Raw genomic sequence first — 24,172 nt, forward strand, 5'->3', positions numbered from 1 at the left:
GTGTGGACGGGAAACAGGCTAGCGCCTGCTTCGCAGACGACTGAAATGGCGAACGGCCCCGATGACGACGACCAGCACACTGACCCCGAGACCAGAATAAACCGCGAGGGGGATCCCCGCAGATCTCCAGGTCTCGACACTCGGGAGGAATCCAGCGCTTCCGTCTCTATTCGCCACCGCGGTCGTCGGGCTCGCGGTCACCGGCGCAGAGGGCTCGGGCGACGAGGTCGGCTGCGGCGAGGCCTCGGCCCGGCGGTGGAGCCGGATCCACTCTGCGAGGTCGCCGACGGGGTTCGTCGAGACGCTCGCCACGCTCCTGGTGACAGCCGCATCGGCGTCGACCAGACCGTGGCCGTAGATCGGGCCGGGCGACGGCGACCCCTTGGGCGTGGCCGTCGAGACGATTCGCTGGATCACGTCGTCGGCCGAGATGCCGGGATGGCTGGCGAAGACGAGGGCGGCAATGCCCGAGACCAGCGGGGCGGCGCCACTCGTTCCGGACCACAGCAGGTACTGCCCGCCCGGCCCCACACCGACGAGCCCTTCGCTCGGTGCCGCGACCCCGATCGTGATCCCCTGGCTCGACGCGTCGAAACTCGCGTTCTTCGACTGATCGACGCCGGCCACGGTCAGCACTCCCGGCATCGTCGCCGGGGCACCCACCTCGTCGGTTCCGCTCCCCCGGTTTCCGGCGGCGGCGATGACCACCGCACCCTTCTTCATGGCGTAGAGAAAGGCGTCGTCCCAGCTCGTGGGCCAGTCGAGGGTATTGCGCGTCAGCGACATGTTGATGACCTTGGCCCCGTGGTCGACCGCCCAGCGCACGGCCGTGGCGATCTGCCCGTCGGCATCGTTCGCCTTGGCGCCGAAACCGACCGAGATCGAGAGGATCTTCGCCTCGGGCGCGACGCCGATCACTCCGGAACCCGAACCGGTGCCCCTGCCGGCGATGAGCGAAGCGACCAGGGTGCCGTGCGCGGAGTCGTCGCCGATCGGCGTCTGCCCGTTCGACGATCCGCTCCCCGAGAAGTCCGCGCCACCGACGACGGCGCCCTGCAATTCGGCGACCGAGCCGTCCACTCCCGAATCGATCACGGCCACGGTGACGCCCTGGCCGCGGGTGGTGTTCCACGCCTGCTCGATGCCGTAGTCGCTGAGCCAGTACTCCCGATCGCGGATCGAGTCGGCAGACGCTGCGGTGGCCGGGAGGAGGACGCCGGGGATCACCAGCGCGGAGACGACAGCCACGGCGGCCGCGAACGCTCCGAGCTGGCGCACTCTGGTCAGCCCTCGGATCCTGCGGTCGCGTCGGGGCGCTCTGCGCCGTCGGCGGAGTAGTCGGGGCAGGTGCACACGTCGGGGCTCCAGGTCGCTCGTTCGAGCGCGAGGTCGCCGAACGGGTTGACGCCCGGCCCGGCGGCGAGGGCGTGGCCGGCCAGGGCGTGGAGGCACTTGACTCGCTCGGGCATGCCGCCGGCTGTCACGTGATCGATCTCGTCGACGTGCTCGATGCCCTCGCGATCGGCGAGGTACGCCTCATGAGCCGCACGATAACTCTGCTGCAGGTCGGCGCTGTCGGCGAGCATCTCGGTGTACTCGGCCATGACGCCGGTCGCCTCGAGAGTCGAGATCGCGGCCGTGGCACCCGGGTGGCACAGGTAGTAGAGGGTCGGAAATGGCGTTCCGTCGGCCAGGCGGGGCTTGGTCGAGACCACGGTCGGATTGCCGCAGACGCAGCGCGCGGCGATGCCGATCACGTTGCGCGCCGGGCGACCGAGCTGCTGAGAGACGACGAAGATGTCGTGCTCGGTGACGGGGGCGAAGGGTGGCGTGGTCATGGAGTGATCAGAATACCCGGCCCGTGCGCCTACTTGGCGCCCTTCAGGTCGGGTGACACGAGCTTCGCCGCGGGCTCGTCGGTCAGGCCCGCGTCGAGAACCGACGCGGTCATCGCCCCGACCCAGTCGACCTGCGGGTTCTGGATGTCTTTGGTGATCTTCGTTCCGGCCTCGGTCTTCGCGGCTGTCTCGGACTTCGTCGCCGCATCGTCCATCACGAGGTAGCTGTACTCGCCCGGATAGACATACAGCAGGCGATCGCGAGCCTGGGCCTCGATGTAGGCGGGGTCGTTCCACCGGGCGACGGTGTCTTTGAGATCGTCGACGTTCTGCTTCTGCGCATCGACGTCGGACTGCAGCGACGTGATCTGATGCTGCTGCTGAATCAGCGTCTTCAGGCTCGGCGCGAGGATGATCACGAACAGCACGATGATCACGAGCATCAGCAGGCTGAACCCCGAGACGCGCATGCCACGCAGCCAGCCGCCGGCCGCCGTCTCCATCGCCGGCAGGGTCACCGGCACGCGTCGGGTCGTTCCGCCTTCGCGGTCGGAGGGTGAGCTAGCCATGCCTCGACCCTAGGCGACGCCCGGCCGCCTCTGGGCCAGCGCGCGCGTGCCGCCCGAATTCGAAGGAGATTCCCGCCTCCGGCGACGAGAAATCAAGGATCCGAGGGGGTCGCCCGACAGTTTCTCCTTCAAATTCGGCAGGGGGCCGGCGCCGCGAGGGGTTCAGCGCCGCAGAAGCTCGCGAAGCGACGCGGTTCGGCCAAACCGACCTGGCTCGCCGCGTCGTTTTGGCCGAACCGCGTCGCTTTCGCCAAACCGCGTCGCCGAGCGAGCGCGCGCACGCAAAAGCCCGCCCCGCGCCGAAGCGCGAGACGGGCCTCCTGCAGCAGTCGTTACGCGGTGAAGCGCGGGAACGCCGAGGCGCCGGCGTACACCGCGGCCTCGCCGAGCTCCTCTTCGATGCGGAGCAGCTGGTTGTACTTCGCGACGCGCTCGGAGCGAGCCGGGGCGCCGGTCTTGATCTGACCGCCATCGGTAGCGACGGCGAGGTCGGAGATCGTCGTGTCTTCGGTCTCGCCGGAGCGGTGCGACATCACGGTCTTGTAGCCACTGCGCTGTGCGAGGGCCACGGCGTCGAGCGTCTCGGTGAGCGTGCCGATCTGGTTGACCTTGACGAGCAGCGCGTTGGCGGCGCCGTTTTCGATGCCCTTGGCGAGGCGCGTCGGGTTGGTGACGAAGAGGTCGTCGCCGACGATCTGCGTCTTCGAGCCGATGACGGACGTGAGGTGCGCCCAGCCCTCCCAGTCGTCTTCGTCGAGAGGGTCTTCGATGGTGACGAGGGGGTAGGACGCGACGAGCTCTTCGTAGTAGGCGGACATCTCTTCGGCCGACTTCGATGCACCCTCGAAGGAGTACGAGCCGTTCGAGAAGAACTCGCTGGAGGCGACGTCGAGGCCGAGTGCGATGTCTTTGCCGGGGGTGAAGCCGGCCTTGGTGATCGCCTCGACGAGGAGGTCGAGAGCGGCGCGGTTGCTGGAGAGGTTGGGGGCGAAGCCACCCTCATCGCCGAGGCCGGTGGAGAGGCCCTGCGACTTGAGCTCGCTCTTGAGCACGTGGTAGGTCTCGGTGCCCCAGCGAAGGGCCTCAGAGAAGCTGGAGGCACCGATCGGCAGGATCATGAACTCCTGGATGTCGACGTTGCTGTCGGCGTGGGAGCCACCGTTGATGACGTTCATCATCGGCACGGGAAGCGTGTGCGCGTTCGGGCCACCGAGGTAGCGGAACAGCGGCAGGTCGGCCGAGTCGGCGGCGGCGCGGGCGACGGCGAGAGACACACCGAGGATCGCGTTCGCGCCGAGACGCTTCTTGTTGTCGGTGCCGTCGAGGTCGATCATGGCCTTGTCGATGACGCGCTGGTCGGTGGCGTCGAGACCTTCGATCTCGGGGCCGATCTCGTCGATGACGGCGGCGACGGCCTTGAGAACACCCTTGCCCTGGTAGCGACCCTTGTCGCCGTCGCGAAGCTCGTAAGCCTCGAATGCGCCGGTCGATGCGCCGGAGGGCACTGCCGCGCGCGCGACGACACCGTCGTCGAGCAGAACTTCGACCTCGACGGTCGGGTTGCCTCGCGAGTCGAGGATTTCGCGAGCGCCTACTGCGTCGATTGCTGCCACGGATAACTCCTTAGGATCGTCTGTTTTCGCTCAGGCTCGAAGCCCGCGCCCAATCCTAGTAGGGCGCCTTAACGCCGGAGGAGGTTCTCCACAGGCTGCCCGATGCCTCTTCTACGACAGGGAGCGGAAGGAGAGATCGGCGGCCGTCGCGGTGCTGTCGGAGACCGTGGCGAACGACTCGAAGCCCTGTTCCTTCAGGCCGGCGAGCTGGTTCTTGAGGTTCTTCGCCTTGCGGTCGAGGCGGACGCGGGTTCCGTCAGCGGCGAGCTCGTGCTGCAGACGCACGAGAGCGGCCGGTTCAGCGCCCGCGTCGTAGAGGAGAACGACGCCGTCGCCCGATCCTTCACCCGCAAGCTCGACGAGGTCAACCAGACGCTCGAAGCCGAGCGAGAATCCGGCCGCAGGCACGTCCACGCCCAGGAACCGACCGATCATGCCGTCGTAGCGACCGCCGCCGCCGAGCGAGTAGCCGAAGTCGGGGTGCGCCACCTCGAAGATCGTTCCGGTGTAGTAGCCCATGCCCCGCACGAGCGTGGGGTCGAACTCGAGGCGGGCGCCGGGCAGAGCGTCTCGGAGCGAGACCAGATCGGCGAACGCGGCCGCGTCGAGCCAGTCGGCGCCGACCACCGATTCCCAGGTGGCGCCGGAGAGCTCGCGCAGAGCCTCGGCCAGACCGTCGACCGGGACCCCGATCGAGGCGAGCTCGGTGACGACACCGTCGACGCCGACCTTGTCGAGCTTGTCGACGATCACGAGCGCGTGGTCGAACCGGTCTACGGGAACGCCCCAGTGCGAGAGAAGGGCGACGAGGATCCGGCGGTCGTTGATCCGAATGGTCGTGCCCGCCAGTCCGAGCCCGTCGAGCACGGCCGACGTGGCACTGAGCAGCTCGATCTCGGCCATCGGGCCCGGCTCTCCGATGATGTCGATGTCGCACTGGACAAACTGTCGGTAGCGCCCTTTCTGCGGTCTCTCGGCCCGCCAGACGGGCGCGATCTGAATCGCGCGGAACACCCCGGGGAGAGTCGCGCGGTGCGTCGCGTAAAAACGCGCGAGCGGCACGGTCAGATCGAAGCGGAGACCGAGGTCGGCGAGCTCGAGCGGCTCGGAGGCCGCCGCGAGCTTATCGGGCGTGATGCCGCGCTTCATGATGGCGAAGGCGAGCTTCTCGTTATCGCCTCCCAGCCCGGCGTGAAGGCGGTCGCTCTCCTCCGCTACGGGCGTCTCGATCTCGTCGAAGCCAAAGGATCGATAGGTCGACCGGATGCGGTCGAGGATCAGGTCGCGGCGACGCTTGTCGGCGGGGAGGAAGTCGCGCATTCCGCGCGGCGGAGTGACGGAGGAGGCCATGCGATCAGTCTTTCAGAGTCCGGCGAGCGCTTCTGCGCTCTGATCCGGTTGTCGAGATGTGACATTTCATGTATTCTGGCAACACCCGATCGGGTGGCCAAGCGTTTCACACCGACCACCCCCCAAGACCGGCAGGCGCGAATCGGGTTGCGCGCCTTGCCTGCCCGGCAGCTCGTCCCTTCCCTGCGGTGACGAGCTGGTCCGGCCGGCGGCGCCCCGCTCCCTAGGCGGGGCGCCGCCACTTCGTTCCCGCAGACCCCGCACGGGCCCTGCTTCGATCCCACGCCTCAGACAGTGGCGGGGGTGGCTGCCATTCGCATCCGCTCGGCGAAAGTCGCGACGTGACGACGAAAAACGTCGGCGACCTCCTCCGTCGCTCCCGTCGCCAGGGCGTCGTACTGCAGGCCGTAGACGGTGTCGGTGAACAGCCGCGCCTCGACCGTGGCCACAGCCTCGGGCACTCCTTGCGAAACGCACCACTGCCGCGTGAAACCCTGCCATTTGGCGACGGCCGAGCGTGCGACGCCCGTCTCGACACCGTCGATCATCTCGAGCATGGCGGCCTCGTACTCGAGACGCTGGAGTTGAAGATTGTAGGGCGTCGACACTTTCTGCCACGCCGACTCCATGAAGTCGAGCCAACCCTGCTCGTCGAGGGTGGTGGGGTCGACCGCGAGAAGGTCGTCTTGGCGCGCCACGATGGCTCGTACGATCTCGTCGACGAGCTGCGCGCGATTGCCGAAGTGGTAGACGAAGACGTAGGTGCTCACGCCCAACGCTTCGGCGAGCGTGCGGAACGAGACGGTGGCGAGAGTCCGCCCGGCGAGGTGTTCCAAGATCTGGCCCAAGAGCTCCGGCTTGCGTGTCGGGTCGGGCTTTCTGGGCATCACACTCGTCTTTCGTACCGTCGCCGCGATGAGCCACCCTGCGCGACCCCAGCGACCAACGCTCACCATAACAGAGGGTGGACAGCAGGGGTCCGCCTGGTGAAATACTGAAAGTGACCAGGTGACATTTTACTGTGGTGTAGGGTTATTCCATCGCGCTGAACAAGCGCGGTCGAGCATGGCTGATCACCTGTTCGGGCGGGGTCCCCTCTATTCGGGTTGTGGGGTGCCCCGCCGTCTCTTCTCTCCGTCCTGCTCCACCTCGGCAACCCGAAGGGCAGCCTCGCGTCGGCGCACGGCGCCGCGAAGAGCTCGCTCGGCATCCCATCCGCGGGCCGACGCCCGATCCACCTCCGCTAAGAGGGCCGAGCCCCACGCGGCCTCGCTGTCGGCGTCGAGAAGCGAGCCGTCGGATCCTGCACTCGGTTCTGAGACGGCCAACGACTCCGCGCGCGCCGCGATCTTCTGCGCTCTCGCCAGAGCCGGCAGTCCCGCGGGCACGCCCTCGAACCGGCTGCTCCGAGCCGCCTTCTCTCGGGCCTTCGCCGCCGACCAGAGCCGCACGATGTCGTCGACCCCGTCGGCCCGGTCGTCGCCGAACACGTGCGGATGACGCCGCCGGATCTTCGCGTCGACCTCCGTCACGACTGCGGTGAGGTCGAATCCGGAACCGTTCCGCTCGGCGATGGCCGCATGCAGAACGACCTGGTAGAGAACGTCGCCGAGCTCCTCGCAAATGTCGGCCGGTGCTCCGTCTTCGATCGCCTCCACGAGCTCAGAGGTCTCTTCGACCAGGTAGGTGACGAGTGACTCGTGCGTCTGCGCGCGATTCCACTCGCACCCGGGCGGATCGAGCAGAGCGCCGACCGTCGCCTCAAGGGCGGAGAGGGCGGCCGATGCCGGGGAAGACGTCACGTGATGCCTGCTTTCTGCGCCTGTCGGTGCTCAACGATAGAATGGCTGTTGGTGAGTCGGGAAGTCTGGTCGACACTTCTCTGCCCGACCCTCCCGACAGGAACCCATGCCGAACCTGCTCCGCTCCGAGCGCGCCTCCGCCGTTCTTCTTCTCGCCGCCGCCGTTCTCGGCCTCGTCCTCGCCAATCTGTCGACCGGGCCCGGCCTCCTCGCCCTCAAAGACCACCACCTGTCGATCCCGCTCATCGGGCTCGATCTGTCGATCGGGCACTGGATCTCTGACGGCCTCCTGGCCCTCTTCTTCTTCGTCGTCGCCGTCGACCTCAAGCACGAGCTCGTCAAGGGCCAGCTCAACTCGCTCTCGAAGGCGATCGTCCCGGCCATAGCGGCCATCGGCGGAGTCGCGGCGCCCGCCGCCGTCTACCTCATCATCACGGCCGGTTCGTCGTACGCCTCCGGCTGGCCCGTGCCCACGGCCACCGACATCGCCTTCGCGCTGGGCGTGCTCGCCGTGTTCGGCCGGGGCCTCCCGGGGCGCATCCGCGTCTTCCTTCTCGCGCTCGCCGTGCTCGACGACCTGGTCGCAATTCTCATCATCGCCGTCTTCTTCACCCACGACAGCAGCCCGCTCTACCTCGGCCTGGGAGTTCTCGGCGTCGTCGCCACATTGGTGGCCGGCCGGCTGCTCGGACGACGACAAGGATCCCTCGGGGTTGCGGCAGTCGCCCTCGTGACCGTCTTGGCAGTGGTCACCTGGTATCTCGTCCTGAGCTCCGGGGTCCACGCGACCATTGCAGCCGTCGCCGTCGGCCTCGTGCTGCCGCTGGGGCCCGCGCGCAAGGCCGTGCACGCGCTCGAGCCCTTCGTCAACGGCATCGTGCTGCCCGTCTTCGCCTTCGCTGCGGCCGCCGTGGCCGTCCCGAGCGTGGGTCTCGGCGAGCTGAGCCCGGTGTTCTGGGCGATCGTCGTCGCGCTTCCCGTCGGCAAGCTGATCGGTATCACCCTCGCCGGCGGTCTCGCGTCGAGAGTGTTCCGCGATCCCGACCCGGCGAGGCGCGGGCAGATTCTGAGCACGACCGAACTCCTCACCGTCGCGATGCTCGGCGGCATCGGATTCACAGTGTCGCTCCTGATGAACGAGCTGGCGTTCGCGCGCAGCGAGGAGATCGTCGACGAGGGCACGCTCGCGGTGCTCGTCGGGTCGGGGCTGTCGATCGTGATCGCCGGCGCGCTCGTGAGCATGCTGGCGCGGGCGCACCGCAAGCGGGATCGCGCCCGCGGACGGCAACCCGCTTAGCTCGGCGCCGCCGCGCTGTCAGCCGGCCGCGCGGGCTCGGCCCCGTAGACGCTCGTCAGCAGCTGCTCGACCCAGGTGATCAGCTCGGCGTCGGGGAGGGCCTCGCCATTCTTGCGCGGCATCGGCACGCTGACTGACTTGGTCTGGGCGAAGTAGCGCGCGCCCGGGAACAGCCGGGCGAGCCGGAGCTGCACGCTGTCGGCGAGTTCCATGGCCGCAACACGCATGTTGGTTCCCATCGCGACGACCTCGCTGAGGCCGGTCTTCTGGGCCATCCTGCGAAGCCTCGACACCTCGATCAGGGCGAGGACCTCAGCGGGCGGTTCACCGTAGCGGTCGGTCAGCTCTTCGAGCACCGAGTCGATCTGCTCGTCGGAGGAGGTCGGCGACGACGCCGTCGAGAGCTTCTGGTACGCCTCGAGACGGAGGCGCTCGCTCTCGACGTAGTCTTCGGGAATGTGGGCGTCGACGGGCAACTCGAGCCTCAACTCGGTCTGCCCCTCTGCGACGTCGCCGCGGAAGGCGTTGACCGCTTCGCCGATCATGCGGAGATACAGGTCGAAGCCGACGCCGGCGATGTGACCGGACTGCTCGCCGCCGAGCAGGTTTCCCGCACCGCGGATCTCGAGGTCTTTCAGCGCCACCTGCATACCCGCGCCGAGTTCGTTGTTCGCGGCGATGGTCTCGAGGCGATCCTGGGCCGTCTCGGAGAGCGGCTTGTCGGCGTCATAGAGGAAGTACGCGTAGCCGCGCTCACGGCCACGGCCGACGCGTCCGCGCAGCTGGTGCAGCTGCGACAGACCGTAGCGATCGGCGCGATCGATGATGAGCGTGTTGGCATTGGCGATGTCGAGGCCGGTCTCGATGATCGTCGTGGAGACGAGCACGTCGAACTTGCGCTCCCAGAAGTCGACCATCACCTGCTCGAGCGCCGACTCGGGCATCTGCCCGTGCGCTATGGCCACGCGGGCCTCGGGCACGAGTTCGGCGAGCTGGGCGGCCACCCGGTTGATCGACGAGACACGGTTGTGCACGAAGAAGATCTGCCCCTCACGGAGGAGCTCGCGACGGATCGCGGCGCCGATCTGACGTTCGCTGTTGGGGCCGACGAAGGTGAGGATCGGGTGCCGGTCTTCGGGCGGCGTGGCCAACGTCGACATCTCGCGGATGCCGGTGACGGCCATCTCGAGCGTGCGGGGGATGGGCGTGGCGCTCATCGCGAGGATGTCGACGTTCGTCTTCAGCTTTTTGAGCTGGTCTTTGTGCTCGACGCCGAAGCGCTGCTCTTCGTCGATGATCACGAGCCCGAGGTCTTTGAAGGAGAGCCCCTCGGTGAGAATGCGGTGCGTGCCGATCACGATGTCGACCGTGCCGTCGCCGATGCCCTTGATCGTCTCTTTCGACTCTTTGGCCGTCTGGAACCGGCTCAGCGCTCGGAGGTGCACCGGGAACCCGGCGAATCGCTCCGAGAAGGTCTCCATGTGCTGCTTGACGAGGAGCGTCGTCGGCACGAGCATGGCGACCTGCTTGCCGTCTTGGATGGCTTTGAAGGCGGCACGGATAGCGACCTCGGTCTTGCCGTAGCCGACGTCGCCCGAGATGAGGCGATCCATCGGAATGGGGCGCTCCATGTCGGCCTTGATCTCGTCGATCGTGGTCAGCTGATCCGGCGTCTCGGCGAACGGGAAAGCCTCTTCGAGCTCGCGCTGCCAGGGAGTGTCGGGACCGAAGGCGTGACCCCGAGAGGCCATCCGCGCCGAGTACAGCTTGACCAGCTCGACGGCGATGTCGCGGACGGCCTTGCGCGCTTTGCCCTTCGCCTGCGACCAGTCACTGCCGCCCATCTTGGACAGCTTGGGGGCCTCGCCACCGACGTAGCGGCTGAGCAGGTCGAGCTGATCGGTCGGCACGTAGAGACGGTCGCCGGTCTGCCCGCGCTTCGACGGCGCGTATTCGAGCACGAGGTACTCGCGGCTGTGCTTGACGGCGTTGCGGCCGCCCGACGAGACCTCGCGGCTGGTGAGCTCGAGGAACCGGCCGATGCCGTGCGTGGAGTGCACGACGATGTCGCCCGTCTTGAGCTGCAGGGGGTCGACGACGTTCTTTCGACGAGAGGCGAGCTTCTTGACCTGACGCCCGTCGTAGCCGGCGGCGCGACCGAAGAAGTCGGCCTCACCAAGCACGGCGAGCTTCGCCTCGGGCACCTGGAAGCCGGCCTCGACACCGCCGGTGACGAGATGCACGACCCCCGGCTCGAGGTCGTCGCCGAGCGCCTCGACGATGCGTGCCGCGACCCCGCGCTCGGCGAGGACGTCGCGGGCACGGTCGACGAGGCCCACGCCTCGGGCGGTGACGACGATGCTCCAGCCGGCGGCCGCGAGTTCGGCGACGTGCTCGACGGCACCCTCGGCGTTGCCCGAAAAGCTGGGGACGGTCTCGGCGTCGATCCGCACGTAGTCGCCGGCCGACTCGATCCGCTCCTCGTCGCTCAGCACGACGCCCGAGTCGAACCCGGACAGCGACCACCAGGTGCGGTCGCCGGCCTGGAGGCGCAGGTCGCCGACCGTGAGGAAGTCGCCCGAGTCGAGGTCGATGGGCGCTTCGGCGCCGGCCGTGGCGGCACTCCAGGCGGCCTGGAGGAACTCGCGGTTGGTGTCGGCGAGGCTCTTGGCCCGCGACACGACGCGCTCCGGTGAGAGCACGGCGATGGCCGCCGACGGCGGCAGGTAGTGCGTGAGCGGCACGAGACGGTGCACGAGTGCCGGGGCAAGCGACTCCATTCCGTCGACGGGGATGCCCTGCCCGATCTTCTCGAGCATCTGCGCGAGGCTCGGGAACTCGTGCTGCATCTCGCGGGCCCGCTGGCGGACCGACTCGGTGAGCAGCATCTCACGACTCGGCGGCAACTCGACCGTCTTCGCTTCGGTGTCGAGGCTGCGCTGGTCGGCGACCGCGAACAGGCGGATCTGGTCGATCTCGTCGCCGAAGAAGTCGACGCGGACGGGGTGCTCGGCCATCGGCGGGAACACGTCGAGGATGCCGCCGCGCACGGCGAACTCGCCACGACGCGTGACCATGTCGACGCGGGCGTAGGCGAGGTCGACCAGGCGCACGGCGATCGCCGAGAGGTCGTAGCCGCGCTCCCCCACGGTGAGCCGCACGGCATCGATGTCGGTGAGGTTGTCGGAGATCGGCTGGAGCGCGGCGCGCACGCCCGCCACGACCACGAGCGGTGCGACAGACGAAGGATCCGACGCGAACGCGGATTGCCACTCGACCAGGCGCCGCAGTGCGTGGATGCGCTTGCCGACCGTCTCGGCGCTCGGGCTGAGCCGCTCGTGGGGAAGGGTCTCCCATGCGGGGAACTCGATCACCTCGGCGCCCGGCAGGTAGCTGGTCAGCGACGTGCGGACCGCCTCCGACTCGCGCCCGGTGGCGGTGATCACGAGAAGCGCCTGCGCCGCACCCGACCCTTCGGCACGGCGGTCAAGGAGACCGGCCAGAAGAGGCACGCGGAGGCCGTCGACGAGAGAGAAGTCGCTCGATCTCGTCGCCTGCTTCAGGGCAGAGTCGAACGTCGAGGCGCGCGAAAGCGCAGGAATCAAACCCTGGAGTATCACGAGTTCGAGTGTACGTGCCGCCTCCGACACCGGCCCGGGAGTCCGCGCAGGGCGAAGAAAGAGGCGGGGCGGGGCGGGCTACCGGAGTCAGGCCGTGTGGAACTTCAGCTGCGCCGCGGTCAGGCCGTCGGCCGCGATCATCTCGACGGCGTCGGCCGCATCGTCGAGGAGGTTGGGGAGCGTCTTGCGCTCGGTGCTCGAGAAATCGTGCAGAACGAAGTCGGCGGCGGGTTGACGCCCGGGGGGACGGCCGATGCCGACCCGCACCCGGGTGAAGTCGTTCGACCCGCAGGCCGCGATGATGTCGCGCAGACCGTTGTGGCCGCCGTGGCCGCCGGCCTGCTTGATTTTGAGGGTGTCGAAGGGGATGTCGAGTTCGTCGTGCACGACGATGAGCCGCGACACGTCGAGGTCGTAGTACCGGAGGAGTGCGGCGACGGGCGGACCCGAGACGTTCATGAACGTAGTCGGCTTCGCGAGGACGAAGCGCGGGCCGCCGGGGAAGCTGCGCCCCTCGGCGACCACGGCCTGCGTCTTGTGGCTCTTGAAACCGGACTGCAACCGATCGGCGAGGAGAGCGAGGACCATCTGGCCCACGTTGTGTCTGGTCGAGGCATAGTCGGGCCCGGGGTTACCGAGCCCGACCACGAGCCATCTGTTGTCGTCCAGAGCGCTGCTCCTCGCCGATCCGCTATCGCGCTGTTGTTCGGGGTGTTACTCGGAGCGCTCTTCGTCTTCGATCGACGGCACGTCGCCCTCGGCGGCCTCGTCGGTCGAGTCGGCGTCGGACTCGAGGTCGAGCTGCGGCACGGTGACGTTGACGACGAGGGACTCGCCGTCGAGAACGAGCTTGGCGCCCGAGGGGAGCTCGACGTCGGAGGCGAGGATCTGGGTGCCCTCTTCGAGGCCCTCGATGGAGACGACGACGCTCTGCGGGATGTGCGTCGCCTCGACGTCGAGGAGCAGGGTGTTGGCCTCGACCACGTGGATCGTGCCGGGAGCCGACTCGCCCTCGATGTGAACGGGGATCTCGACCTCGACGCGCTCGCCGGCACGGACGACGATGAGGTCGATGTGCTCGATGATCTGGCGCACCGGGTCGCGCTGGATGTCTTTGACGAGTGCGAGCTGCTGGGTGCCCTCGATGTCGAGCTCGAGGACCGAGTTCGCACGACGGGTGATCAGCATGGTCTCGTGACCGGGCATCGAGATGTGCACGGGCTCGGTGCCGTGACCGTAGATCACGGCGGGGATCTTGTCGGCGGCGCGGATCTTGCGAGCCGCTCCCTTGCCGAAGCTCGAGCGACGCTCGACGGAAAGCTTGTTGCTGTCGTCAGCCATTGTGTGTCTCCTTGGAAGATTGTGGGCCTCGCCGAAGTCGGCGATCTGTGGCCCGTGGATTCAACTCGAACGCAGTTGGTGAAACCGTGCGTGAGGAAAGACCGGGGCCTGCGCCCATAATCCGCCCACCGCGTCGATAACGGGTGCCGTGCACCCCTCGCCGAAGTTCAAGGGAAGAGTCTACACGGCACTCTCTCCGGCACCAGAGTGGGCCTGACAGACCCTGGATACGTGTCGGAAGTGGTGGATAGATTGACCTCACTTACTTTCGAAGGAGGCACCGTGGCCGAACACGGAAAGACCGCACAGGCGAACATCGGAGTGGTCGGGCTCGCCGTTATGGGATCGAACCTGGCGCGCAACCTGGCCAGCCGCGAGGGCAACACCGTCGCGGTGTACAACCGCTCCCCCGAGCGCACCGACACGCTGATGGAGGAGCACGGCGACGCCGGCTTCATCGCGTCGAAGACGATCGAGGAGTTCGTCGATTCACTGTCGAAGCCGCGCACCGCGATCATCATGGTGCAGGCCGGCAAGGGCACCGACGCGGTCATCTCGCAGCTCGCCGACCTCTTCGAGGAGGGCGACATCATCGTCGACGGCGGCAACGCCAACTTCCACGACACCATCCGTCGCGAGCACGACCTCAAAGAGAAGAAGCTGAACTTCGTCGGCACCGGCATCTCGGGTGGTGAAGAGGGCGCTCTCAAGGGTCCGTCGATCATGCCGGGAGGCAGTGCGGAGGCCTGGGAGACGCTGGGCCCGATCCTGAAGTCCATCGCCGCGGTCGCCGAGGGCGAACCGTGCGTCACCCACATCGGCACCGACGGCGCCGGGCACTTCGTCAAGATGATCCACAACGGCATCGAATACGCCGACATGCAGCTCATCGCCGAGTCGTACGACCTCCTTCGCCGCGTTGGCGGCCACGAGCCCGCCGCGATCGCGAAGGTCTTCGAGGAATGGAACAAGGGCGAGCTCGAGTCGTACCTCATCGAGATCACCGCCGAGGTGCTCAAGCAGGTCGATGAGAAGACCGGCAAGCCTCTCGTCGACCTCATCGTCGACCAGGCGGGCTCGAAGGGCACCGGCGTCTGGACGGTGCAGAACTCGGTCGGCCTCGGAGTGCCGGTCGGCGGCATCGCCGAAGCCGTCTTCGCCCGGGCGGTCTCGTCGAAGCCCGACCAGCGCGCTGCCGTTCAGAAGACACTGAAGAACCGACCCGAGATTCAGGATCCGGGCGAGAATTTCGAAGACGACGTCCAGAAGGCCCTGTACGCCTCGAAGATGGTCGCCTACGCCCAGGGCTTCGACGCCATCATCGCGGGTGCCAAGGAGTATGGCTGGAGCATCGACAAGGGCGCCGTCGCCAAGATCTGGCGCGGCGGCTGCATCATCCGCGCGCAGTTCTTGAACCGCATCGTCGACGCCTACGAGAACGACTCGACCATCGCCACCCTTCTCGAAGACGAGTACTTCGCGAAGGCCGTCGCCGACGGCGAAGACGCCTGGCGCCGGATCGTGGCGAAGGCAGCCCTCTCGGGGATCCCGGTTCCCGGCTTCTCGTCGGCCCTCGCCTACTACGACTCGCTCGCGTCGGAGCGCCTCCCGGCCGCGCTGATCCAGGGTCAGCGCGACTTCTTCGGAGCGCACACCTACAAGCGCACCGACAGCGACAAGGTGTTCCACACGCTGTGGTCGGGCGACCGCTCCGAGATCGAGACCGAACCGTCGACCCACTAGGGCCAAGACGGCGAGACGGCTAGACGCGGCCGAGGAGGTCGGCGCTCGCCCGGGCTGCGGCTCGAGCGACGCCGACCTCGTCGATCGTGGTCAGGCGGCCGTCGTCGACGACCCGGCGCCCACCGACGAAGAGTCCTGCCAACGGCGGCATCGACGCGAGGCCGAGTGACGCGACCGGGTCGACGAGGCCGGCGAATTCGACGCCGCGGAGATCCCAGAGCGCGAGATCGGCCAGCTTGCCGACCTCGATCGACCCCAGATCGGCGTCGCGCCCGAGCACGCGGGCACCGCCCACGGTCGCGATCCGCAGCCCGTCACGGACGCCGAACCCATCGGCGCCGGCACGCAGGCGATTCATGAGCACGGCCTGGCGGATCTCGGTGCCGAGCTGGCCCGACTCGTTCGAGGCGGAGCCGTCGACGCCGAGGCCGACCGGCGCCCCGGCGCGGAGCAGCTGCGGGATGGGCGCGATGCCGGCCGCGAGCCGGGCGTTCGACGACGGGCAGTGGGCGCTGCCGGTGCCGGTCGCGCCGAAGCGGGCGATTGCGTGGTCGTCGAGGTGCACGCTGTGCGCTATCCAGACGTCGTCGCCGAGTCGGCCGAGGCGTCGTGGTACCGCTCGACCGCGAGAGCCGACGCCTCGAGGGCTGCGGCCGTGGTCTCCACGGCGAAGTCGGGCGGGAGCCCACCGGCCGAACGCCCGAGGTCCATCGAGCCGCGCGTACCGTGGAGCCGGATTCCGACTCGAGCGGCAGCACGGACGATGCCCCCGACGATGTCGCCGGATCCTTGGGGGAAGACGTAGTGGTGATCCGCCGCGAGGGTGCAGCCCGACTTGGCCAGCACGGCAAGGGCCGCTTCGGCACCCGCCTCGACGAGGTCTTCGTCGATGCGCGCCCAGGTCGGGTAGAGCGCGACGAGCCAGTCGAAGAGGATCGAATCTTGCGCGATGCCGCGGGTGAGCCACTGGTAGAGGTGGTGGTGCGTGTTGACGAGGCCGGGCGTCAGCAGATGACCGCTGCCGTCGACGCGTTCGACCTCGACCCCGTCGGCGAACACCCAGGGCGGCGCCGGCCCGTCGCCGACCGCGATTATGCGCGAGCCGTCGACCACGACGTGTCCGCCGGCGAACTCGCGATCGACTGCGTCGACCGTGGCCACGTGCGCGCCCTCGATGACGAGGCGACGCATCAGGCCAGCCACGCCGCGATCCCGGCGACTGCCTTCTGCTTGACGGCGTCGGAAGCGCCACTGCACTCGATCGAGCTGAGCGCGCACGCCGCGATTTCTTCGTCGGTGAGCCGGAGCACCGACCGGCACAGCTCGTACTCCGATAGGAGGCCGGGGCCGAAGAGCACCGGGTCGTCGGCGTTGATCGAGCATCGCACGCCCGCGTCGAGCAGCTGCTTGAGCGGGTGCGCGTCGATCTCGGGGATCACGCCGAGCAGCAGGTTCGAGGTCGGACAGACGTCGAGGCAGATGCCCTCGGCGGCCAGCCGTGCCGTCAGGGCGTCGCTCTGAATCGCGGTCACCCCGTGCAGGATCCGGTCGGCCTGGAGGGCATCGACCGCTTTCTCGACCTGCTCCGGCCCTGCCAGCTCACCCGCGTGCGGAGTGGACAAAAGCCCCGCCTCCTTGGCGATCGCGAACGCCTCGTGGAACTGCTCGGCCGGGTGGCCCCGCTCGTCGTTGGCGAGGCCGAGCGAGACGACCCCGCGACCGGCGTAGGCAGCGGCGATCTTCGCGTAGGCCGTCGCGGTCTCGACGCTCTCGGTGCGATCGACGGTGACCATGTAGCCGACCTCGACGCCCCAGCGCTCGCCGGCCTCGCGGGCTCGGGCGATCATGGCGTCGAGGGCGAGCTCGGTCGAGCCGAAGGTGTCGACGTAGAAGTGCGGGCTCGCACCGAACTCGGCGTAGACGATTCCCTCGCGAGCGCAGTCCTCGATCGACTCGTCGATCAGGCGGAACAGGTTCTCTTTGATCGAGAGCACCTGCAGCATGCCGCGGTAGGTCTGGCTGAATGCGCTGAAGTCGTCGAACTCGGCGGGCACGGAGACGTCGACGCCTTCGGCGGCCCCCATCTCGGCAAGCGTCGTCGCCCGGATGGCGGCTTCGTGGTGGATGTGCAGGTGCGCCTTCGGCAGGGCCGTGAGGTCGCGGACGGGGGTGTCGCTCATGCGGGTACTCCTGGGTTCGGTACGGGGATGGCGCGGGTCACTTCGAGACGGCTTTTCCGGCGTCGGGGCCCCACTTGGCGAGAACGGCCGTCTCGATGAACGTCGCGATCGTGTAGAAGAGGATCGACACGACGGTGATGAGCACCACGATCGCCCAGATCATGCCGTAGTCGGAGCTCGACTTGGCGCTGGTGATGGCGGCTCCGAGGCCCTCGTAGGTGAAGAGCCATTCGTAGAGCATCGCCCCCGTGATGGCTCCGGGCACGGCGATCCGCATCGAGGCGAAGAAGTGCGGCAGCGCCGTCGGAATGGCGATCTTGCGCATGATCGTCCAGCGGCTGCCGCCGTAGACGCGGATCAGGTCGACCGACTGGGCGCTGACCGACCGGAAGCCGAGCGTCAGGTTGACCAGCAACGGGAAGAACACGACGACTCCGCCGATGAAGGCTGCCGTCACGAGCCCGTTGCCGAAGATCAGGTAGATGACGGGGGCCATGGCGAGCAGCGGAACGGTGCGCAGCAGCATGGCGATCGGCATGAACATGAACTCGATCGGGCGAATGAGGGTGAACACGATCGCGATGACGATCGATGCGCCCACCCCGAAGACGAAGCCGACCAGGGCATGCAGCAGTGTCGTGCCCAGCAGACCGAACAGCACCTCGCGGTTCTCGGCCGCGGTGGTCTGCGACAGCGACGAGTCGACGAACAGGTAGTTGTAGACGTCGAGCGGCTTCTTGGCGATGAAGGCGTTCGCGTGCAGTCCGATGATCGCGAACTGCCAGAAGAGGCCGAGGATCACGGCTGACGCGAGAATCGTCACGACCGTGCGGCCGATGCGACGCGCGACGAACCGCACGGTGGCTCCGGTCTGCGACGGCGCTCGGCTCTCACTCCGCGAGAGGCGGATCGCGGTGGCCATCAGAACCCCTGCCCGGCGCGGCTGTCGCCCGCCGACCACGGTGTGACGAGGCGACCGATTCGGCCGATCACGAAGTAGGCGAGGCCTGCGACACCGCCGCAGATCAGCGCGATCGCCCAGAGCTTGACGCTGGCAGCGGTGGCCTGCGCGGCCAGAAGAAGGATCCCGATGCCCGAGTCGACCCCGAGGAGGAAGTACTCCCCCAGCACCGCGCCGAGGAACGCTGCCGGCGCTGCCAGCTTGAGCGCCGCCATGATGCTCGGCAGGGCCGCGATGAAGCGCACCTTGACGAGCTGCGTGAGGCGCGAGCCGCCGTAGGCGCGGACGATATCGAGTTGGGTCTGGGTCGCGGCGTTGAGGCCGAGAATGGCGCCGACCACGGTCGTGAAGATGACGCTCAGGGCGGCCAGGAAGATCGACGTGGTGCGGGATCCTGCGGGCATCAGAAGCGTCACGATGGGCGCGATCGCCGTCAATGGGATGCACGAGGTGACGACCGCGAGCTGCGTCGACATGCCCTCGAACCACGGGAAGACGAGCACGAGCGCGGCCAGCACGAAGGCGATGAGGTTGCCCCACAGGAATCCCCAGCCGGCAGTCGCGGCCGTCTGGGCGATCGCGTTCCAGTAGACCGGGTCGGTGAGGTCGTGGAGGAGCTGGGCGGCGACGAGACCCGGCTGCGGCACGCTGCCCGTGACGGAGAACGCGGTGACGGCGACGATCTGCCAGACCACCAGGATCACGATGATGCCGACGACGGAGCCGACCCAGGGCGGCATCGAACGGAAGGAGTCGAGCAGCGAGCGGCGAACGGGGCCGCGGCTCGTCTCGACGTCGAGGGCGATGCTCTGCGAGAGCTCGCGCTCGGACGCCTGCTTGAGGTCAGTCATCGACGGCCGCCCCGTGCGAGCCGAAGAGGATCTCGGAGATGCGATCGACGTAGGCGTGGAACTCGGGAGTGCGAGTCAGTTCGGGGAGGCGCGGGCGCGGCAGGTCGATCTCGACGACCTCCGCGATGCGGCCGGGTCGAGCGCTCATGACGGCGACGACGTCGGAGAGGAACACGGCCTCCGAGATGCCGTGGGTGACCATCAGCGTGGTCGCGGGCTTCTCGGTCCAGATGCGAAGCAGCTCGACGTTCATCCGCTGGCGCGTCATGTCGTCGAGTGCACCGAACGGCTCATCGAGCAGCATGATCGTCGGCTGCACGGCGAGGCAGCGCGCGATCGACACACGTTGGCGCATGCCGCCGGAGAGCTGGGCGGGCTTGGCGTTCTCGAAACCCTTGAGCCCGACCAGGTCGATGAGGTCGTCGACGAGCCCTGCGGGCGGGGTGATACCGGCGACCTCGAGTGGAAGCCGGATGTTGGCCGTCACGCTCCGCCACGGCAGCAGCGCGCTGTCCTGGAAGGCGATGCCGGTCTCGTGGCTCTTCTGGATCTCGGCGGCGGATTTGCCGTTGACGACCACGGCACCGGAGCTCGGGGTCTCCAGGCCCGCCAGGATGCGGAGAATCGTCGATTTTCCGCATCCCGACGGACCGAGGAGGGTCAGGAAGGCGTCTTTCTTCGTGCCCAGGTTGATCTCGGACAGGGCCTGGACGGACTTCCGGCCGAGCTGGAACGTCTTGGTAAGACCCTGGATGTTGATGCCGGTGGCGAGTTCCGGCGAACCGGCCGGGTCGTTCGTGGCGAGCGAGAGCTGAGTACTGGGCGCGAAAGACATGGCGATCAGGCGGTCGGGATCGTGAAGGTCGTGATCAGCTCGGGGTTCTCTTTGTAGACCTCGTTGATCAGGGTCAGGTCGAACAGTTTCTCGGCCGTGATGTCTGTTCCCATGGCCTTGAGCGACGCGATGTTCTCGGCCACGAGCTCGTCGGTTATCGTAAAGAGGCCGTTCTTGTTGACGTCGTCGGTCAGGATCAGGGTGTTCTGCGCCTCGGCCTCCTTCGTCTGCTCGGCCACGTCGAGATCCTGATCCTTGCCGTACTTCTCGGCGGCGTACTTGGCGCTCTGAGCGGGATCCTTGGCGGCGTCGGTCCAGCCCTGCACCTCGGCCTTGAGGAAGGCCTTGAGGGTGTCGCGCTTGTTGTCGATCGCATCCTGCGTGGTGGTGAAGGTCTCGGCGACGAACGGGAGACCGTTGTCGGCGAAGCCCAGCACGACCGGGGTGAAGCCGTCGGCCTCGGCCAGGATCGGCTCGTTGGTGATGTACGACATGTGCGCGTCGTACTTGCCCGCCTCGAGCGGGGCGATGTCGTACTGCGTGGTGACCATCGTCACGTCGGAGGTGGTCAGGCCGTTCGCCTTCAAGAAGCCCTCGAAGATGGTCTGGTTGCCTCCGGACTGCACGCCGATCTTCTTGCCCTTGAGGTCGGCGACGGTCTTGATCGGGGTCTTCTCGTCGAGCGACAGCAGGCAGAACGGGTTCTTCTGGAAGGTCGTGCCGATGATCTTGAGGGTCGCGCCCTTGTTGATCGAGGGGGCGGTGATCGACGGCGACGACAGGCCGACAAGCGCCTGTCCGGCGAGGAGGGCTTCTTCGGCGCCGGTCTGACCGCCACCGGCGAGAAGCGTGACCGCGTCGAAACCGGCCTTCGTGTAGTAGCCCTTCTCGGTCGCGAAGTACTCGCCCGCGAACTCGATGTTCTTGATCCACGACAGCTGCACGGCAATTGTGCCGAGGCTTCCGGCAGCAGCGGCACCGGACGATTTCGGGCTCGAACCGGAATCGGTTGAGCAGGCGGCCAGGAGGGCTGTGGTGCCGACCACGAGGCCGACGCTTCCCCCGAGGCGCAGGAACCCGCGACGGTCGTAGTCCTTTTTCAGCACGGGCGGGGCAGAGAAGATGCTCATGGCACTCCAAGGGGCTCGGTGGCTCAGAAGGGATCGTTCGCGGCTGGGGCGGGTCTGTGGCCGCGGCATCGATCGGTGATCCTCGGAACGCTAGACCGCCGATGTTTCATCGGCATTTCGGTCGGATTGCCGTCGTCGCACTCCCGGCCAACCGATAGCGTCGACGGCATGGACGACGTCGACGGAGCCACTCGGGCCACGGGCGCACCCGGTCGCCGCGACGAACTGCTCGACCGCATCGTCGATCACGTCGTCGAGAACGGCATCGCCCAGATCACCCTGCGGGCACTTGCCACGGCGGTGGGCTCGAACAACCGCATGCTGCTCTACTACTTCGGCTCGCGAGAAGAGCTCATCGTCGAGGCGCTGCACGGAGCCGAGTCGCGGTTTCCGACCATGGCCGAGGTGATCACGTTTCTCGATGATGACGCCCTGCCGCTCGCGGAACGTCTCGGGGGCGCGTGGGCGATCATCGCGGATCCTCGGAACCGGGCTTTCCACCGGCTCTTCTTCGAGATCTTCGGCCTCGCCGGGTTCGAGCGCGACCGCTTCGCCACCCTGCTGGGGTTGATCGGCACCGAGTGGGTCGGTCACGTCGCCGGCGCGTTCGAAGACGCCGGCGCGTCACCCGACCAGGCTCTCGAGCTCGGCCACGAGACCGTGGCGCTCTGGCGGGGGCTCCAGGCGTCGCTGCTCAGCCTCGGCGACGACGCGCTCGTGGGCCGGGTGGCCGACAGTGCGCACCGGGCCCTCTGCGAGCGCGTGGTGTGACCGTCGTCGCCCCAACGGAGGCCAGGATCCGGCCCGCCGTGTTACGACTTCGCGCCTGCTTCGTAAACAGCCTGTTTCGCACCTAGACCCCGAGTGAACCATTTGGTTCACTGGCGCCATGAAGCAGATGCATCTCGGCGTGTTCGAAGTCGCCGGCACACAGGTCGGCGGAACGCGCAGCTGGTCGCACCCTCGAAGCGACTCCGTCCGGTACCACGAGCTCGATCTGTGGATCGGCATGGCGAAGATCCTCGACCAGGCGGGATTCGACTTCCTGTTCTTCGCCGATGGCTTCGGCTACCCGACCATCGACGGCGACCTGCCCGAGATGGCGGCGCGGGGCGGAATCAACTTTCCGGGCATGGATCCGTCGCTGCTGATCCCGACCCTGGCCCGCGAGACCACCCGGCTCGGCTTCGTGGTCACTTCGGCGACGGGGCTCGACCACCCCCTGCAGACCGCCCGGCGTTTCGCCACGCTCGACCACCTCACCGGCGGCCGCATCGGCTGGAACATCGTCACGGGCGGCTCGGCGAACGCCGTCGCCGCGCTGTTCGGCCACACCGAGATGGTCAAGCACGACGACCGCTACGACCAGGCCGACGAGTACGTCGACCTCGCCATGACTCTCTGGGAGGGCTCCTGGGAAGACGACGGCTTCCGCGCCGACAAAGACGCCGAGATCCTCGCCGACCGCTCGAAGATCCACCGCATCTCGTTCGAAGGCCAGCACTTCCGCTCGAACGGCTACTTCACGGTCGCACCGTCGCCGCAGCGGACACCGACGCTGTTCCAGGCCGGCACGTCGCAGCGCGGTCGTGCCTACGCCGCCCGCAATGCCGAAGCGGTCTTCGTCCAGTACACGACCGGCCAGCACACCAAGGCGAACGTCGCCGACATCCGCGCCCGCGCCGCCGAGCACGGCCGCGACCCGGACTCCATCGTGACGATGGTCGGGCTCTCGGTGACAGTCGCCCCGACGAGCGAGGAGGCGCATACCCTCCGGGCCGAATTCGACGCGATGCAGACCGACGAGGTCGTCGCCGTGCTCTACGCCGGCAACACCGGCATCGATCTGCTCTCGCTCGACCCCGATCGCGATCTGACCCAGCTGCGCGACGACGGCGGGCAGATCGGACAGATCGCCCAGAGCAACATCGACCGCTTCCTGCCCACCGACGGCACGGCTCCCCCGACCGTCCGCGAGATCCTGGACGATCTCAAGGGCAAGGGCACGCGCGGCCTCCAGCTCGTCGGCGATCCGATCGAGGTCGCCGATGCTCTCGAACGCATCATGGACGAGACCGGCCTCGACGGCTTCCTGCTCGAACCGCTGTTTGGCACCGCCGACTGCGTCGACTTCGCCGAACTCGTCGTGCCCGAGCTCCGTCGCCGCGGCCGCATGCCCCTGGAGCCGGCCACCGGCACCCTCCGCGAGCAGGTGCTCGGACGACCCGGAGCCCACCTCTCAGCCGACCACCCCGGCCGCACCTTCGTGGTGACGCCGAGCCCGGCACCCGCCGATCAGGCGCGCGAGGCCCAGGCCGCGATGTCGTCGTAGAGCCCCTCGAAGGTCGGGGCCCGGAAAGTGGGCTTTGCTTCGGCAGCTGCGAACCGCTCGATCAGGGCCGTAGGGGATTTCTGATCGGCGGCCGGCTCGAGGTCGTTGCGCCAGATGTCGCCCACGCTGAGCAGATGCTCGGGGTGGGCGGCCAGGCCGTGCTTCTCCCGCAGAGACGTAAGGATCCGAGGCATCCCCCTTGGTTTACCGGCATCGGTCACGATCTCGTCGAAGACGCCGTCGAGCCCCAGGTGCGTCAGCTGCCCGGCTACGCCGGTCGCCGTGGCATTGGTGACGAGCACGACGGTGACGCCGGCGCGCCTCAGGCCGGTGAGGAAGTCGGCGAGGCCGGCCGGAGCCCAGGTCTCGAGGAGGCCGTCGGCCAACTCGCGGCGGCTGGCCTCGTACGCGCGGCTGAGCGAAGCGGCGGCGACGCCGCGGGAGCGCGCGAGAGAGGCCGCAGCCGCGTAGCCGTCGGCGGCGTCGACCAGAGTTGCGAGGTGGCGAGCTGCGGATCCTGCACTCTGGTCTTGGTGCTCATGGACAGCTGCGTCGGGGCCGGCCAGGAACGCGCGGATCGTTGATTCGACGACGCGCTCGGTCTCGGGCAGGGCCTCGTCGATGTGCCGCGCGTAGCTGAGCACGGGTTCGTCGCCGAGGCAGACGGTGCCGTCGAAGTCGAGGACGAGCAGTCGCGACAGCGGTGTCAC

22 protein-coding genes are annotated in these 24,172 nt (G+C 67.9%); 4 read left to right on the forward strand and 18 right to left on the reverse strand.

Annotated elements, in window-relative coordinates; genetic code table 11:
* Positions 1-18: 18 nt before the first annotated feature.
* From ASF54_RS12175 to ASF54_RS12205, 7 genes are all read right to left on the reverse strand, one after another.
* Positions 19-1,278: a S8 family peptidase gene (locus ASF54_RS12175; RefSeq protein ID WP_235481054.1), complete on the reverse strand. Its 1,260-nt coding sequence runs from the start codon at positions 1,276-1,278 to the stop codon at positions 19-21.
* A gap of 5 nt (positions 1,279-1,283) precedes the next feature.
* A complete protein-coding gene (locus ASF54_RS12180) occupies positions 1,284-1,838 on the reverse strand; it encodes a DUF501 domain-containing protein (protein ID WP_055963265.1) in 555 nt (184 codons plus the stop codon).
* Positions 1,839-1,867: 29 nt separating this feature from the next.
* Positions 1,868-2,407 carry an FtsB family cell division protein gene (locus ASF54_RS12185; protein ID WP_055963268.1) on the reverse strand — a complete coding sequence of 180 codons (540 nt, stop codon included), beginning with the start codon at positions 2,405-2,407 and terminating at the stop codon, positions 1,868-1,870.
* A gap of 332 nt (positions 2,408-2,739) precedes the next feature.
* The gene (eno, locus tag ASF54_RS12190; RefSeq protein ID WP_055963271.1) at positions 2,740-4,020 is read right to left on the reverse strand and encodes a phosphopyruvate hydratase; all 1,281 of its coding nucleotides are present in this window, start codon (positions 4,018-4,020) and stop codon (positions 2,740-2,742) included.
* A gap of 111 nt (positions 4,021-4,131) precedes the next feature.
* On the reverse strand, positions 4,132-5,370 hold the full coding sequence (gene hisS / locus ASF54_RS12195) for a histidine--tRNA ligase (protein ID WP_055963274.1): 1,239 nt from the start codon (positions 5,368-5,370) through the stop codon (positions 4,132-4,134).
* A 287-nt stretch (positions 5,371-5,657) separates the two neighbouring features.
* Positions 5,658-6,257 (reverse strand): TetR family transcriptional regulator, encoded by a 600-nt coding sequence (locus ASF54_RS12200; RefSeq protein ID WP_055963277.1) that lies wholly within the window; start codon positions 6,255-6,257, stop codon positions 5,658-5,660.
* A 210-nt stretch (positions 6,258-6,467) separates the two neighbouring features.
* Positions 6,468-7,172: a MazG nucleotide pyrophosphohydrolase domain-containing protein gene (locus tag ASF54_RS12205; RefSeq protein WP_055963280.1), complete on the reverse strand. Its 705-nt coding sequence runs from the start codon at positions 7,170-7,172 to the stop codon at positions 6,468-6,470.
* Positions 7,173-7,278: 106 nt separating this feature from the next.
* Between ASF54_RS12205 and ASF54_RS12210 the strand changes: the two genes are divergently transcribed.
* Positions 7,279-8,469 carry a Na+/H+ antiporter NhaA gene (locus ASF54_RS12210; protein WP_055963283.1) on the forward strand — a complete coding sequence of 397 codons (1,191 nt, stop codon included), beginning with the start codon at positions 7,279-7,281 and terminating at the stop codon, positions 8,467-8,469.
* Here ASF54_RS12210 and mfd read toward each other — a convergent pair.
* From mfd to ASF54_RS12225, 3 genes are all read right to left on the reverse strand, one after another.
* Positions 8,466-12,089, reverse strand: a complete 3,624-nt coding sequence (mfd, locus tag ASF54_RS12215; RefSeq protein ID WP_055963286.1) for a transcription-repair coupling factor — start codon at positions 12,087-12,089, stop codon at positions 8,466-8,468. The genes ASF54_RS12210 and mfd overlap by 4 nt on opposite strands.
* A gap of 87 nt (positions 12,090-12,176) precedes the next feature.
* Positions 12,177-12,758, reverse strand: a complete 582-nt coding sequence (gene pth / locus ASF54_RS12220) for an aminoacyl-tRNA hydrolase (protein WP_084816239.1) — start codon at positions 12,756-12,758, stop codon at positions 12,177-12,179.
* Between the two features lie 45 nt (positions 12,759-12,803).
* Positions 12,804-13,430, reverse strand: coding sequence for a 50S ribosomal protein L25/general stress protein Ctc (locus ASF54_RS12225; protein WP_055963289.1), 627 nt, complete (start codon positions 13,428-13,430; stop codon positions 12,804-12,806).
* A 282-nt stretch (positions 13,431-13,712) separates the two neighbouring features.
* Here ASF54_RS12225 and gndA point away from each other — a divergent pair, with 282 nt between their 5' ends.
* Positions 13,713-15,173: an NADP-dependent phosphogluconate dehydrogenase gene (gndA, locus tag ASF54_RS12230; protein WP_084816240.1), complete on the forward strand. Its 1,461-nt coding sequence runs from the start codon at positions 13,713-13,715 to the stop codon at positions 15,171-15,173.
* A gap of 19 nt (positions 15,174-15,192) precedes the next feature.
* Here gndA and ASF54_RS16780 read toward each other — a convergent pair whose 3' ends face one another.
* Genes ASF54_RS16780 through ASF54_RS12260 form a run of 7 tightly spaced genes read right to left on the reverse strand, consistent with a single transcriptional unit; the run spans position 15,193 to position 21,130 of the window.
* Positions 15,193-15,738 carry an amidohydrolase family protein gene (locus tag ASF54_RS16780; protein ID WP_200919619.1) on the reverse strand — a complete coding sequence of 182 codons (546 nt, stop codon included), beginning with the start codon at positions 15,736-15,738 and terminating at the stop codon, positions 15,193-15,195.
* 8 nt (positions 15,739-15,746) lie between these two features.
* Positions 15,747-16,376 (reverse strand): amidohydrolase family protein, encoded by a 630-nt coding sequence (locus tag ASF54_RS16785; RefSeq protein ID WP_200919620.1) that lies wholly within the window; start codon positions 16,374-16,376, stop codon positions 15,747-15,749.
* Entirely contained in the window at positions 16,364-17,353 is a 990-nt protein-coding gene (gene add / locus ASF54_RS12240; RefSeq protein WP_055963292.1) for an adenosine deaminase, read from the reverse strand. Before add ends, ASF54_RS16785 begins: the two co-directional genes overlap by 13 nt.
* Before the next feature lie 37 nt (positions 17,354-17,390).
* Positions 17,391-18,275: an ABC transporter permease gene (locus ASF54_RS12245; RefSeq protein WP_055963295.1), complete on the reverse strand. Its 885-nt coding sequence runs from the start codon at positions 18,273-18,275 to the stop codon at positions 17,391-17,393.
* Positions 18,275-19,165, reverse strand: a complete 891-nt coding sequence (locus ASF54_RS12250; RefSeq protein WP_055963298.1) for an ABC transporter permease — start codon at positions 19,163-19,165, stop codon at positions 18,275-18,277. The genes ASF54_RS12245 and ASF54_RS12250 overlap by 1 nt, the downstream gene beginning before the upstream one ends.
* Entirely contained in the window at positions 19,158-20,000 is an 843-nt protein-coding gene (locus ASF54_RS12255) for an ABC transporter ATP-binding protein (RefSeq protein WP_084816241.1), read from the reverse strand. Before ASF54_RS12255 ends, ASF54_RS12250 begins: the two co-directional genes overlap by 8 nt.
* Positions 20,001-20,005: 5 nt before the next feature.
* Entirely contained in the window at positions 20,006-21,130 is a 1,125-nt protein-coding gene (locus ASF54_RS12260; RefSeq protein ID WP_055963300.1) for an ABC transporter substrate-binding protein, read from the reverse strand.
* Between the two features lie 168 nt (positions 21,131-21,298).
* On the opposite strand from ASF54_RS12260, the gene ASF54_RS12265 reads away from it, so the two are divergent.
* A complete protein-coding gene (locus ASF54_RS12265) occupies positions 21,299-21,901 on the forward strand; it encodes a TetR/AcrR family transcriptional regulator (RefSeq protein ID WP_055963303.1) in 603 nt (200 codons plus the stop codon).
* A gap of 118 nt (positions 21,902-22,019) precedes the next feature.
* Entirely contained in the window at positions 22,020-23,462 is a 1,443-nt protein-coding gene (locus tag ASF54_RS12270; protein WP_055963306.1) for an NtaA/DmoA family FMN-dependent monooxygenase, read from the forward strand.
* On the opposite strand, the gene ASF54_RS12275 is transcribed toward ASF54_RS12270, so the two are convergent.
* Positions 23,426-24,172, reverse strand: a complete 747-nt coding sequence (locus tag ASF54_RS12275; protein ID WP_055963309.1) for an HAD family hydrolase — start codon at positions 24,170-24,172, stop codon at positions 23,426-23,428. The two genes, ASF54_RS12270 and ASF54_RS12275, sit on opposite strands and share 37 nt — an antisense overlap.

Source organism: Frondihabitans sp. Leaf304, assembly GCF_001423105.1.
In the GTDB taxonomy this organism is placed as follows: Bacteria; Actinomycetota; Actinomycetes; order Actinomycetales; family Microbacteriaceae; genus Frondihabitans.

Coding starts and splice junctions, on each gene's coding strand:
- ASF54_RS12180 (WP_055963265.1), bottom strand. CDS start 1,838: ATGACCACGCCACCCTTCGCCCCCGTCACCGAGCACGACATCTTCGTC.
- ASF54_RS12185 (WP_055963268.1), bottom strand. CDS start 2,407: ATGGCTAGCTCACCCTCCGACCGCGAAGGCGGAACGACCCGACGCGTG.
- hisS (WP_055963274.1), bottom strand. CDS start 5,370: ATGGCCTCCTCCGTCACTCCGCCGCGCGGAATGCGCGACTTCCTCCCC.
- ASF54_RS12200 (WP_055963277.1), bottom strand. CDS start 6,257: ATGCCCAGAAAGCCCGACCCGACACGCAAGCCGGAGCTCTTGGGCCAG.
- ASF54_RS12210 (WP_055963283.1), top strand. CDS start 7,279: ATGCCGAACCTGCTCCGCTCCGAGCGCGCCTCCGCCGTTCTTCTTCTC.
- ASF54_RS12225 (WP_055963289.1), bottom strand. CDS start 13,430: ATGGCTGACGACAGCAACAAGCTTTCCGTCGAGCGTCGCTCGAGCTTC.
- add (WP_055963292.1), bottom strand. CDS start 17,353: ATGAGCGACACCCCCGTCCGCGACCTCACGGCCCTGCCGAAGGCGCAC.
- ASF54_RS12245 (WP_055963295.1), bottom strand. CDS start 18,275: ATGGCCACCGCGATCCGCCTCTCGCGGAGTGAGAGCCGAGCGCCGTCG.
- ASF54_RS12250 (WP_055963298.1), bottom strand. CDS start 19,165: ATGACTGACCTCAAGCAGGCGTCCGAGCGCGAGCTCTCGCAGAGCATC.
- ASF54_RS12255 (WP_084816241.1), bottom strand. CDS start 20,000: ATGTCTTTCGCGCCCAGTACTCAGCTCTCGCTCGCCACGAACGACCCG.
- ASF54_RS12260 (WP_055963300.1), bottom strand. CDS start 21,130: ATGAGCATCTTCTCTGCCCCGCCCGTGCTGAAAAAGGACTACGACCGT.
- ASF54_RS12265 (WP_055963303.1), top strand. CDS start 21,299: ATGGACGACGTCGACGGAGCCACTCGGGCCACGGGCGCACCCGGTCGC.
- ASF54_RS12270 (WP_055963306.1), top strand. CDS start 22,020: ATGAAGCAGATGCATCTCGGCGTGTTCGAAGTCGCCGGCACACAGGTC.